This window comes from Helicobacter sp. T3_23-1059 (assembly GCF_053654515.1).
This window is the reverse complement of sequence record NZ_JBSIUV010000029.1, coordinates 20,179-32,096: the sequence shown is the minus strand read 5'-3', so window position 1 is coordinate 32,096 and position 11,918 is coordinate 20,179. Positions and strand designations below refer to the sequence as shown.

At 37.3% G+C, this 11,918-nt stretch carries 11 protein-coding genes and 2 tRNA genes; 10 read left to right on the top strand and 3 right to left on the bottom strand.

Translation table 11 applies throughout. The annotated features are described in order from the left end of the window. Positions 1–333: 333 nt before the first annotated feature. Genes ACWIX0_RS08890 through ACWIX0_RS08875 form a run of 4 tightly spaced genes read left to right on the top strand, consistent with a single transcriptional unit; the run spans position 334 to position 3,902 of the window. Positions 334–1,689 carry a dynamin family protein gene (locus tag ACWIX0_RS08890; protein ID WP_454173663.1) on the top strand — a complete coding sequence of 452 codons (1,356 nt, stop codon included), beginning with the start codon at positions 334–336 and terminating at the stop codon, positions 1,687–1,689. 12 nt (positions 1,690–1,701) lie between these two features. Beyond that, entirely contained in the window at positions 1,702–2,436 is a 735-nt protein-coding gene (locus ACWIX0_RS08885; protein ID WP_454173662.1) for a hypothetical protein, read from the top strand. 38 nt (positions 2,437–2,474) lie between these two features. Next, entirely contained in the window at positions 2,475–3,251 is a 777-nt protein-coding gene (locus ACWIX0_RS08880; RefSeq protein WP_454173661.1) for a hypothetical protein, read from the top strand. A gap of 6 nt (positions 3,252–3,257) precedes the next feature. Next, the gene (locus ACWIX0_RS08875; RefSeq protein ID WP_454173660.1) at positions 3,258–3,902 is read left to right on the top strand and encodes a hypothetical protein; all 645 of its coding nucleotides are present in this window, start codon (positions 3,258–3,260) and stop codon (positions 3,900–3,902) included. A gap of 3 nt (positions 3,903–3,905) precedes the next feature. On the opposite strand, the gene ACWIX0_RS08870 is transcribed toward ACWIX0_RS08875, so the two are convergent. After that, positions 3,906–5,273: an aminotransferase class III-fold pyridoxal phosphate-dependent enzyme gene (locus ACWIX0_RS08870; RefSeq protein ID WP_454173664.1), complete on the bottom strand. Its 1,368-nt coding sequence runs from the start codon at positions 5,271–5,273 to the stop codon at positions 3,906–3,908. 259 nt (positions 5,274–5,532) lie between these two features. Here ACWIX0_RS08870 and ACWIX0_RS08865 point away from each other — a divergent pair, with 259 nt between their 5' ends. The 6 genes from ACWIX0_RS08865 (at position 5,533) to ACWIX0_RS08840 (ending at position 11,573) form a co-directional block, all read left to right on the top strand. Further along, entirely contained in the window at positions 5,533–6,849 is a 1,317-nt protein-coding gene (locus tag ACWIX0_RS08865; protein WP_454173659.1) for an aminotransferase class I/II-fold pyridoxal phosphate-dependent enzyme, read from the top strand. A gap of 48 nt (positions 6,850–6,897) precedes the next feature. Then, a complete protein-coding gene (locus tag ACWIX0_RS08860) occupies positions 6,898–7,752 on the top strand; it encodes a pimeloyl-ACP methyl esterase BioG family protein (RefSeq protein ID WP_454173658.1) in 855 nt (284 codons plus the stop codon). Between the two features lie 24 nt (positions 7,753–7,776). Continuing rightward, the gene (locus ACWIX0_RS08855; protein WP_454173657.1) at positions 7,777–8,526 is read left to right on the top strand and encodes a methyltransferase domain-containing protein; all 750 of its coding nucleotides are present in this window, start codon (positions 7,777–7,779) and stop codon (positions 8,524–8,526) included. A gap of 110 nt (positions 8,527–8,636) precedes the next feature. Continuing rightward, positions 8,637–10,259 carry an ABC-F family ATP-binding cassette domain-containing protein gene (locus ACWIX0_RS08850; protein WP_454173656.1) on the top strand — a complete coding sequence of 541 codons (1,623 nt, stop codon included), beginning with the start codon at positions 8,637–8,639 and terminating at the stop codon, positions 10,257–10,259. 10 nt (positions 10,260–10,269) lie between these two features. Further along, a complete protein-coding gene (locus tag ACWIX0_RS08845) occupies positions 10,270–10,551 on the top strand; it encodes a heme ABC transporter substrate-binding protein (protein WP_454173655.1) in 282 nt (93 codons plus the stop codon). Positions 10,552–10,559: 8 nt separating this feature from the next. Further along, positions 10,560–11,573, top strand: a complete 1,014-nt coding sequence (locus tag ACWIX0_RS08840; RefSeq protein WP_454173654.1) for a DNA adenine methylase — start codon at positions 10,560–10,562, stop codon at positions 11,571–11,573. 120 nt (positions 11,574–11,693) lie between these two features. On the opposite strand, the gene ACWIX0_RS08835 is transcribed toward ACWIX0_RS08840, so the two are convergent. Both ACWIX0_RS08835 and ACWIX0_RS08830 read right to left on the bottom strand, forming a co-directional pair. After that, positions 11,694–11,770, bottom strand: a tRNA-Met gene (locus ACWIX0_RS08835). Between the two features lie 65 nt (positions 11,771–11,835). Further along, positions 11,836–11,910: transfer RNA gene (locus tag ACWIX0_RS08830), tRNA-Gln, on the bottom strand. Positions 11,911–11,918: the final 8 nt, after the last annotated feature.

Here is an 11,918-nt window from a genome sequence, read left to right as displayed (position 1 = left end):
TTTTTTTTTTTTTTTTTTTTTTTTTTTTTTTTTTTTTTTTTTTTTTTTTTTTCTTTTTTTTTTTTTTTTTGTAAAACTTAGAAATCTAAATCTTAGGTTTTGTGAAAAAGACAAAAAAGGAGACAAAATGTCAGCATTACAAAAATATCAGCATTACAAAAATGTCCAAATTGTGGAATAGAGGCGGAGTTATTTTGCTACAAATGTGGCGAAATCGTAGGTGGAGCGGAATTTAGCGACAAAAATAGTTTAGAGCAAAGTAGCAAAAATCTAAAAGATTTTATCGCTAAAATAGCTCAAAAGGTAGATTCAAAACCTGCGCCAAATACGGCGGTGCAAAGCTATTTTGATGAAGTGGCACAGATTAAAAATGTGCTTGAAGTTTGCGCAAAAGATGATGAAAACGCGGAATCTAAAAAGATTTTAGATGGTTTCATAAACGAAGCGGAAAATTTTCTAAATCAAAGCGAATATTTGGAAATCGCCTTTGTAGGCACGATAAAGGCTGGGAAATCCACGCTTATAAACGCGCTATTAAAAGCAGAATATGCAAGCACAGATGTTACGCCTGAAACGGCTACGCTTACGAAGTTTCGCTATGGCAAAAAAGCAGAGATGAAAATCACCTTTTACACCAAAAAAGAGTGGGAAGAGCTGTGGGAAGACGCGATTAAAAGTGGCAAACTTTTTAAAGATAAATATGATGAGCTTGGCGCAGAATCTTACAAAGACAAATTCGTAGGCAAAGCGACAATCACAGAAGCGTTTGATATAGATTCGCTAAAAAAATACACTTCATCAAAAAATGCAGAGCATTTTTTCGTAAAGGAAGTAGAGATTAGCTACCCTGATTTTCCATATCAAAAAAATCTAATGTTTGTGGATACGCCCGGACTAGATGACCCTGTGCCTTATCGCTCAAAAATCACGCGTGATTATATCAACACAGCAAAAGTTGTGCTTGTTTGCAATATGGTAAATTCTATGGATAATGGCGAATTAAATGTCATTTATAGCGCGTTTGACAATACAGGTGGAAAACCTGAAAAAGTCTATGTGTTAGGAACGCATTATGACATAAAAACAAAAGAAGGTTGGGAGAAAATAAGGACTGAATGGATAAATTATCTCACTTCGCCAAAACAAGTTGAGGGCGTCCGAGAATCCACTTGCTACACCAAAGAGCTAGCAGATAAAAATATCATTGGCGTGTCAGGCTGGACTGCGTTTTTGTGCGAACTTTATAAAAAAGGCGAGTTAAAAGATACAAAACCGCTAAAAGACATTTGCTATAAAGTATTTAGCAATGATGATATAGATGCAAATTTGGATAAATTGCTTGAGTTTGCAAATGTGGATTTGGTGAATAAGCGCATAGAAAAGGATATTTTGGATAATGTGCAAAAAATCTATATCGATGGCGTAAAGGCGACTTATCACAATCTACAACGCAACATAAGCGAGTATTTCACAGGCGATGCTAATAAAAAGCAAGAGACTTATAATGCGCTCTCTGGCGGACTTGAAGCGATAAACGCACAAATTGCCAAAGAAAATGATGAGCTAAAAGGATTGCAAGAGGCACAAAATGAGATAGAACATATCATCGCAAACTTTGAATCTCAAAGCAAGGCAATGTTAAAAAATCTGGGTGAGCAAATCGAAAATCTCATCAAAAACAATAAATAAGGGAGGTGTAAAATGGGATTTCTTGACAAGCTAGAAGTAATTATTGATAAAGGTATCACATTAGTTGATAAAGTCGTTAGTGCAGGTAAGGCTGTGTATGATGAAATTAAAAGTTGGCTTGGTTCTAGTGATGCTAAAGAATCTGCTAAGGAAATAAATCAGCTCGGTGATATGTTGTCCAAAGCATTAGGGGGAAAGCAGGCTTTTGATAAAGATAATGCAAGTATGCAAGATATGCAAAATTTGCAAAATGAGCTAATCGAATACAAAAATCGCATAGCAAAAGAGGGTGAGACCTTTGAATCTGCGCTTAGAAAAATAGGTGTAGAATCTATCAGCGCATTGGCACAATCTCTAGGAGAAAATGGCAAGGATTTTACTAAACAATGCGAGGCGGAGTTTGATAAAATTCAAGGCTTTGTGCTAAAAGAGATTAGCAATAAAATCAGCTTGGGTAATGAAAAATGCGTAGAGATTTTATCGCTTGATAGTAGCGCAGACAAAAAAACAAAAATGCAGGATTTTATCGCAAAAACTACGCAAAAGGCATTTAGAAAAATGGGTGATAGATTCGTAGAAAGCATAGAAAATAGCGTTGCATCAATGACAAAAGCACTGCAATCAAAGTTGGAAGTCCGCCAAACACTAGCAAATAATCAACTAGCGACTTTAGAAAAAATCAAAGAAGCAAAAAAATGTCGAGCAAAAGCAAAGCGAACAAGCAAATTTGGCTTTAGGGCTAAATAAAAATATCGCCATTTTAAATGCAATAAAGGGGGTGTAGTATGGCAATACCTTTTTTAGGTGCGCTGGTTGGCACTGTAGGAACTATTATAAGCAAAACACCAACTTTATTGTCTTATGTCATAGAAGCTGGAAAGGCTTTGTTGCCCGTTGCTATGGATAAATTAAAAGAATGGTTTTCTAGCGATGACAAAGAGAATCTTACAAATGAACTCTCCCAAAGTCAATCCTTTGACGCGCAAAAGGCAAGTATCGCAGAGATTCAGCAGATTCGCTCCATTATTTCGCAGTATAAAAATGCTTCGTTGCAAAAGATTGATGACTTTACAGGGCAGATTATAGGTGGATTTTTTGAAAAAGTATTTAGCGAATTTGGTGAGCTTTTTGGCGAGATTGATGAAAATATCGCTAAAGATATGCGAAGTGGAGCGAATTATCACTTTGGCAAAGCAAAGGAAAATTTGCGTCAAAATATAATGAGCCAAATTAGCTTTGATAATGAAAAATTGGCTGAAATCTTGCGCGGTGATAGTGGTGAGGGCAAAAAGCAAAAAGTGGATAGCTTTATAGATTCGATAAATGCAAATGCGTTGAGAGAGTTTCAAAATGAGCTCAAAAATAGCCTAAATGCGATTTTTGAGCTAGCAAAACAAAAGCTAAATGGCAAATTAGAGGGCATAAAATCTAGCGCACAAAAAAGTGTGCGGTTTTTGGAGGATTTTCAAAATTCGCCTGATAAGAAAGCCAAAGAAGCACAGCAAATCGCGTTAGCTAAAAGCATAGCCATAGATAGCGCAATGCTTAAGGCGATAGGGTAGGGCAATGTGCGCGATTATGAAAAAATGCTAGAGAATATCGCGGACTTGGTGCATAGCGAGATTAGATTATTTGTAGTAGATTTGCTATGTGTCAAAGATTTTGATATGCTAGATATGGTAAGTAGCGATGAGATAAAGCGTAAAATCTGTGATGACAAAGCAATCAAATCAAAGCTACAAGAGATTATCAAATGTCCTAATGAAAAAATCATTATCAATGATAATGGCGATTATACAAGCGTGTATGAAGCGTTTGTTTTGTGGATTATTGGCAGGATTGACATTAAAAATAAGCTATTTTTAATGCTAGAGACAAAGAGGCTTTATGGTAGGCAAAATCTTTGTAAATCTTATGCCAAAATCCAAAATCTATATTTAAAAAAAGCAAAAGCAAACGCAATGCTAGCGGTAGTAAAAGGACAGAAACTAAACAATATTAAACATATAAATGGCAAACATAATGCTACAAAATCTAGCGGATTTATGGGCGGGCTTATGGAGGCTTGGAGTGAAAATTTGCAAAACATTGATAAAGGGATTTTGGATAAAGGGATTTTGGATAAATTGAATTTGCAATTTAGCGAGGAATTAAAACAAAATTTAGAGCGGAGTTTGCTAGATTTAAAAGGTTTTTCAACGAAAAATGATTGAATACTAGCCTAGATTTTGCAAGATTTCGCGTAAATTTTCTACCACAAATTTTACTTGTTTTTTGGTAATGATAAATGGAGGCATAAAATAAATCGTGTTGCCTAGCGGGCGAAGTAATAGCCCTTTTTTTAGCCCTTTTTTAAATACTTCTAGCCCCGCTCTTTTATGCCTACTACCCACAATATCTAGGGCAAAAATCATACCGCAATAACGGATATTTGCGACATTTTTTAGATTAGCTAGCTTAGTCCAACGCGAAGTGATAAATGCGCTTAGGTGTTTGTTTTTTTCTATGATTTTTTGGGAGGCAAAAATATCTAGCACAGCATTTGCAGCCGCGCAAGCAAGGGCATTTCCCGTGTAGCTATGAGAATGCAAAAACCCCAAATCACTCTCATAATCCGCATAAAAAGCCTCATAGATTTTATCACTTGTAACCACCACAGAGAGCGGCAAATATCCCCCGCTAATGCCTTTGCTAAGGCACAAAAAATCTGGCACTACCCCGCACTGCTCATAAGCAAACATACTCCCACTTCGCCCAAAACCTACGGCGATTTCATCAAAAATGATTAAAATCCCATATTTTCGGGCTAGTTCGCAGGCGGATTTTATAAAGCCTTTTGGATAGATATTTATCCCCCCTGCGCATTGGATTAAGGGCTCTAAGATAAAAGCGCAAATACTCTCTCCCTCTTTTTGCAAAATCTCTTTTAGCGCGTCTAGCTTTTTTTGATAATCATTAGAATCCGCAGGGGTTAGGCTATGTCCATCATTTTTTGGCACAGGTGTAGTGATACACTCTAATAACAATGGCTTATAAATGTCTTTATAAAGTCCCACATCGCCCACACTTAGCGCACCCAAAGTCTCTCCGTGATATGCGTTTGAGAGTGTTAGAAATTTTGTCCGCGTTTTTATGGGGTGTGTCTTTGTGTGGCATATCTTTGCGGGGATTGTAGATTTTGGTTTTTTAGAATCTAGCGCGGGATTTTGCGCTAGATTTTGAGAAATATTTTTGTGATATTGGTAGCTCATTTTTAGGGCGACTTCTATCGCACTTGAGCCATTATCAGCATAAAAACATTTATTAAGTGGCGCGGACAAAAGGCTAGTTAGCCTATGAGAAAATCTAATAATTTGCTCGTGAGAAAAACCCGCTAATATAATATGCTCTAGGGTTTTTAGTTGCTTTTTGATTGCTTTATTTATGGTTTTGTTTTGATGTCCAAAAAGATTTACCCACCAGCTACTTACACAATCAATGTATTTTTGCCCATTAAAATCATACAAATACACGCCCTTTGCTTTTTTTATGGGGATTAGCGGGATATTTTCGCCATTTTTTGAATGGCTAAAATGGTCTTTCATCTGCGTGCAAGGATGCCAAATATGCGCTAAATCAAGGGCTTTTAATCGGGCTTGTTTGTCGTTTTTTTGCGAATTTTTTTGCGTGTTTTTGTGATAGTTTTTGTGTGCATTTTTGGGTGGTGGTTTTGTGGTAAAAATTTGTGGCATTTGCTAGCCTTTTTTGTGGTTTTTATGGCAAAATACTACACCAAAATCGATAATTTCATTTTAATAAAATACCAAAATCCTCGCAAAATCTAACACTTAAAAAAGAGAAAAAATGCAACGCATAACACAGATTTTAGATTCCCTAAAAAAGCAGGATAATTATCGCTACTTGCGTGATTTTGCCCATAATGGTGCGTATCTGTGCTGTGATAAAAAAAGACTGCTAAATCTAGCAAGCAATGATTATTTAGGATTAGCAAAATCTAAAAAAATGATAAAAAAATTTTATCGATTTTTTAGCAAGACTAGCCCAAAAGATTTGTTATATTTTAGCTCATCTTCTTCGCGCTTGCTTAGCGGGGGATTTGGCGTTTATAAGGATTTTGAAGCGCATTTAGATTCTATATTTTTTCCTAAAAAATCGCTACTTTTTAATAGCGGCTATCATCTAAATATTTCCCTTTTGCAAGCACTTAGTTCATTACCAAATTCGCTTTTTTTGCTAGATATTTTTGCTCACGCTAGCATAATAGATGGCGTGCGACTTGGCGGGGCTGATTTTAAGCGATTTAGGCATAATGACATTTTGCATTTGCGTGAATTGCTAGAATCTAGGAGCAAAAATTATGAGCATATTTTTATCATAAGTGAGGGGGTGTTTAGTATGGAGGGGGATTTTGCGCCGTTGCGTGAAATCATCGCACTAAAAAATGAGTATAAAAAAATGGGCAAAAATATATATATTTACCTTGATGAAGCCCATAGTGTAGGGGTTTTTGGCAAACGCACTTGCAATGATGCGACAAAACAAACAAACATAGCGACACGCACAAAACAAGATTTAAGCGATTTTGCTCTTAATGATTTTGCGCGTGATTTTCGCGTGCAAAATGACGGGCTTGGGCTAGCAATGGCTTTAGGCTTGCAATCACAGATTGATTTTTTAATCTTTACTTTTGGCAAGGCGATAGGCTCAATGGGTGCTTGCGTGATATGTGATAGGCATTTCAAAGAATTTTTTGTAAATAAGGCTAGGGGGCTTATCTACTCTACCGCCCTGCCTCCTATAAATGTGGCGTTTAGCTACTTTGTATTTCAAAAATTAGGCACAAAATCTATGGCAAGACGCAGGGAAAAATTAGCAAATCTAAGTGAGGTTTTTAAAAGTGGATTAGGGACAATCGCTAGCAAATACTATCTAACCTCGCTTGGCAAAAGTCATATATTTTCTCTCATCTTAGGCGAAAATGCGCGGGCTATCAAACTAGCTAAAAAGCTAGAATCTAGTGGGATTTATGCCCCTGCGATAAAATATCCAACCGTGCCACAAAACACCGCTAGAATCCGTTTTTGCCTAAATGCAAATATCACACAAAAAGAAGCACAAAATGCTTTAGAGATGTTGGAAAAACATATAAAATCTGTATAAATTACAAGCAAAAATTGCTAAAAATTTGGGCAAATTTAAAGGGATAAAATGAAAGTTTTTACACAAAAAAGCACTCTTAAACCACGCGAAAATCTAATCATATTTTTTAGTGGTTTTGCTAGCCTGCCTAGTCATTTTGATTTTTTATTTCAAGCGCAAGATTTTGCTAGAAAAAATCCTAAAAATACGCACGATTTTGACGCGGATTTTAGCACGGATTTTGGTGTAGATTTGAGAGGGGATTTTGATTTTTTGATGTGCTATGATTATAGCGATTTTAGCGAGTGTAAAGCACAAATAAAAGAGCTACTAAAAAAGAGCAAAACCTACAAAAAAGTCTATCTTATCGCTTGGTCTATGGGAGTTTTTATCGCGTCTATTTTGTTAAGTGATTTTGCAAAAAATCATAACGCAGATTTTGAGTATGATTTAGATAATATATTCGCGCAAAAAATCGCCATAAATGGCACAAATATCGGCATAGATAATACCTATGGAATCCCGTATAAAATCTTTGCTTACACGGCAAAACATATTGATTGCAATGCGTTTAAAAAAGCACTTTTTTCAAGCAAAGATTTTGATATTTCACACGCAAAAATGGATTTTGATTTAGCGGATTTTACGCATAATTTTTTACTGCCACGCAACCTGAAAAATGAGCTAGAATCTTTGCTAGATTTTTATAAGTCTTATTTGCAAAATCTTGCGCAAAATTTTGCACAAAAATTTTTATGGGATAAAGCAATCATTTCACGCGATGATAAGGTTTTCCCCACAAATGCGTGTGAAAAATTTTACGCGCAAAATCCTCATAAAATCCATACAAAAACTATCTATACAAACGCACCACATTTTGCATTTTTAGGCTTTAAAAATTGGACTAAAATCCTGCAAGCATAAATTCTATCAATAAATCACATTGCGATGAATCAAATCAACACAGACAAAGTGGCAAAATCTTTTGCAAAAGCAAGGCGCACTTACAAAGAAAATGCCATTATCCAAAAGCAAATGCGCTCCGCACTAATAAAAATGCTAAAAAAATATGGGCAAACATATTTTGAGAATGTATTTGAATTTGGCGTAGGAAATGGCGAGTTTAGCGAGATTTTGCAAGCAAATATCAAATACAAAACATACGCCATAAATGATATAAATCCACCATTTTTGCATAAAGATTTGGATAAGAATCCGCACTTTGATAGCATAGAAATTTTTGATATGAATGAGCTAGAAACGCATAAAATTTTTGCACAAAAATTTGATTTAATCGCCTCAAATGCGTGCTTGCAATGGCTAGATACGCATAGGATTTTGCGACTTCTTAGCATAATGCTAAAACCAAATGGGATTTTATTGCTTAGCACATTTGGGGGGCAAAATCTATGCGAGCTAGCCAATATAGCGAGTATTTCCCTGCGATATGCTAGCGCAGATGAGATAAAAACTACGCTAGAGAATGCGTGCGAAGTGTTGGATTTGAAAGATGAGGTGCAAACGCTAGATTTTGGCACAAGCCTTGAGGTGTTTAGGCATTTGCAAAAAAGCGGTGCAAATGCGCTAAGCACGCACAAAAATACGCTAAACAAATCACTGCTAAAGGCGTATCAAGCGCGATTTGGAGGGAATATCACTTATCATTCAATCTATATTTTGGCACGCAAAAAAGCATAAATTTTTAAGCAAAATCTAAAAATTACACAAAAATAGCGTAAAATACGGCTTTTGATTTTTGCAACAAAATTTAAATACGCCACCTAAAACCCACAAAAAAAGGACAAAAAATGCTCCAAACAATCAATCTCTCAATGCGTTACCCCACCAAAAAACTCTTTGAAAATGTGAATTTAAGTTTAGATTGTGGCAAACGCTACGGGCTTATCGGCGCAAATGGCGCGGGAAAATCTACGCTTCTAAAAATCCTATCAGGCGAGGACGAAGCCACAAGTGGTGAAGTGGTAATCGCTCCAAATGCAAGGCTTGGCGTGCTCAAACAAGACCAATACGCCTATGAAAATCTAAGCCTAAAAGATGCCGTGCTTATCGGCAATAAACGCCTCTATGACGCAATCAAGCGCAAAGAATGGCTCTATGAAAATGGCGATTTAAGCGATGAAAAGGTAAATAACGAGTTAGGCGATTTGGAGATAATTTGCGCGGAGGAAGACCCTACTTATGAGTGCGAAGTGGTGATTGAGCGGATTTTGGAGGATTTGGGATTCCCCGCCAAAAGCCATCAAAACCTTATGAGTAGCCTTACAGGCGGGGATAAATTTAAGATTTTGCTTGCACAAGTGCTGTTTCCAAAGCCTGAAATCTTATTGCTTGATGAGCCTACAAACAACCTTGATTTGCCATCAATCGCGTGGTTGGAAAACAACTTAAAGCATTATGAGGGCGTAATCGTGGTGATTAGCCACGATAGGCATTTTTTAAATTCTATCTGCACGCATATTTTGGATATGGATTTTGGAGGCGTGCGCGAGTTTAGCGGGAATTATGATGATTGGTATATCGCAAGCACCTTAATTGCTAAACAGCAAGAAGCCGAGCGCAATAAAAAGCTCAAAGAAAAAGAGGAATTAGAAAACTTTATCGCCCGATTTAGCGCAAATGCGAGTAAGGCAAAGCAAGCCACTTCGCGCCAAAAACAATTAGAAAAGCTAGATATTAGCGCATTAAAGGTTAGCTCACGGCGCGACCCTAGCATAGTGTTTAAGCCAAATCGCACCATTGGCAATGAAGCTCTAGAATGCGAGAATATCAGCAAATCTTATGGCGATAAAAAGGTGCTAGAAAATGTTTCGCTAAAGATTTTGCCAAACGATAAAATCGCAGTGATTGGACCAAATGGCGTGGGGAAAAGCACTTTGTTGCAAATCCTTGTCGAAGTCTTGAATCCAGATAGCGGATTTGTGAAATGGGGCGCGACTACACAGCGAGGCTATTTCCCACAAAATGTAAGCGAGGAAATAAAGGGCGAAGAAACGCTCTTTGAGTGGCTAAGGGCATTTGATAAGCGCAAGGAAGCGGGCGAAATCCGCAATGCGCTAGGCAGAATGCTTTTTAGCGGCGAAGAGCAAGAAAAGCAGGTAAATCGCCTAAGCGGTGGCGAAAAACACCGAATGGTGCTAAGCAGGCTAATGCTTGAGGGCGGGAATTTTTTAGTGTTAGATGAGCCTACAAATCACTTGGATTTGGAGTCTATCATCGCGCTTGGCGAGGCGTTGTATAAATTTAGCGGGAATGTGATTTGCGTAAGCCACGATAGAGAGTTGATTGACGCATACTCAAATCGCATAATCGAGCTAGTCCCGCAGTTTGATTCTAACGGAACGAGCTTGCCTGCCAAAATCATCGACTTTCGCGGAACTTATGAGGAATATTTGGAAAGCAAGAACATTTGAGGGCAAAAATATGAAAAACAAAAAAATAGTTGGCAAAGCAATGGGACAAAAAATTGAAAAAGTGTTTGGTTTGGATAAATTAAAAAAAGGTGAATCTAAAATCATAACTACTGCAGAAATTAGAAAAAAGATACCAGAATATCCAGCCAAAAATGGACATCCAGCTTTTCGAGATGGCAGCAGAAATGGAAAACAAATAGGTTATCTAATAGATAAATTCAATACTACAAAACATCATATAAATCCAAACCACAAGAATAGTAGTATAGAGGCATTTGAGTTTAGGGTTTAACAATCCAAATGAACTACATAGGCTCTAAATTAAGGTTAAGTGGCTTTATTGTGGATACGATCGCGCAAAAAGTGGAAAAATCTAAGCCACTGCGCGAATGTGTGTTTTGTGATTTGTTTGCTGGGACAGGGGCGATTGGCAGGGCGTTTAAGCGCAAGGTGCGCAAAGTCATCGCAAATGACAGGGAATTTTATAGCTTTGTTTTGAATAAAAACTACATAGCAAACCACACGCCGATACAAAATCTAGACGCGCTTGTGGCAAATCTCAACAACCTGCAAGGCATTAAAGGTAAAATTTATCAGCATTATTCACTTGGTGGGACGCAAGGCAAGGCACACCAAAGGCTATATTTTAGCGATTCTAATGCGATGAAAATCGATGCGATTCGCACGCAGATTGAGAATTTAAAGCAACAAAACGCCATAGATTCTAACGCGTATTATTTTTTGCTCGCTTCACTGCTAGAATCCGCCGATAAAGTCGCAAATGTCGCTTCAGTCTATGGTGCGTTTCTAAAAAATCTTAAAAAATCCGCGCTTAAGACTATGGAATTTAAGGGCGCAAATGACGAGATTAACGATAATTCGCACGAGGTTTTTAATGAAAATGCGAGTGATTTGATTGCCAAAATTTCAGGTGATATTCTCTACCTTGACCCGCCTTATAATGCCCGTGAATACGGCGCAAACTATCATTTGCTAAACACAATCGCTTTGTATGATGATTTTGCCCCGCAGGGCAAGACAGGACTTCGCGAATATGCAAAAAGTGATTTTTGCAAAAAGGGCAGTGCGTTAGACGCGCTTGAAAATCTTATCAAAAACGCGGATTTTGAATGGATTTTTTTAAGCTACAACGATGAGGGGATTTTGGGATTAGGGCAAATCGCAAGACTTTTTAGCAAATATGGCAAGTATGAGTGCGTTAGCAAAATCTATCAACGCTTTAAAGCAGATTCTACGCGCAACTACAAGCAAGAATCCACCATTGAGTATTTGCATATTTTGCGAAAGAATTAAAACGGATTAAATATTAAAAAAGATTTTTAAAACAAAAGTAGAATGTTTGATTTTGGATTCCCTAACATTTGGAGTAAAAAAGTAAAAAAGAAGTAGGATTGAAGTAAAAAAGTAGAATGTTGGTTGCGGGAGATGGATTTGAACCATCGACCTTTGGGTTATGAGCCCAACGAGCTACCGGACTGCTCTACCCCGCGATAAAACTGCGATAAATTGCGAAAAAGATAACGCAAAAAAAGATAAAAAGAGAGAATCTAAAAAGTGGCTGGGGTACAAGGATTCGAACCTCGGAATGGCTGGACCAAAACCAGCTGCCTTACCACTTGGCGATACCCCAATAAATTT

Bases quoted from the DNA above. Each gene is read 5' to 3' on its own strand.
- ACWIX0_RS08860 (WP_454173658.1), top strand. From the start codon at position 6,898: ATGAAAGTTTTTACACAAAAAAGCACTCTTAAACCACGCGAAAATCTA.
- ACWIX0_RS08845 (WP_454173655.1), top strand. From the start codon at position 10,270: ATGAAAAACAAAAAAATAGTTGGCAAAGCAATGGGACAAAAAATTGAA.
- ACWIX0_RS08855 (WP_454173657.1), top strand. From the start codon at position 7,777: ATGAATCAAATCAACACAGACAAAGTGGCAAAATCTTTTGCAAAAGCA.
- ACWIX0_RS08865 (WP_454173659.1), top strand. From the start codon at position 5,533: ATGCAACGCATAACACAGATTTTAGATTCCCTAAAAAAGCAGGATAAT.
- ACWIX0_RS08880 (WP_454173661.1), top strand. From the start codon at position 2,475: ATGGCAATACCTTTTTTAGGTGCGCTGGTTGGCACTGTAGGAACTATT.
- ACWIX0_RS08870 (WP_454173664.1), bottom strand. From the start codon at position 5,273: ATGAAAGACCATTTTAGCCATTCAAAAAATGGCGAAAATATCCCGCTA.
- ACWIX0_RS08840 (WP_454173654.1), top strand. From the start codon at position 10,560: ATGAACTACATAGGCTCTAAATTAAGGTTAAGTGGCTTTATTGTGGAT.
- ACWIX0_RS08850 (WP_454173656.1), top strand. From the start codon at position 8,637: ATGCTCCAAACAATCAATCTCTCAATGCGTTACCCCACCAAAAAACTC.
- ACWIX0_RS08885 (WP_454173662.1), top strand. From the start codon at position 1,702: ATGGGATTTCTTGACAAGCTAGAAGTAATTATTGATAAAGGTATCACA.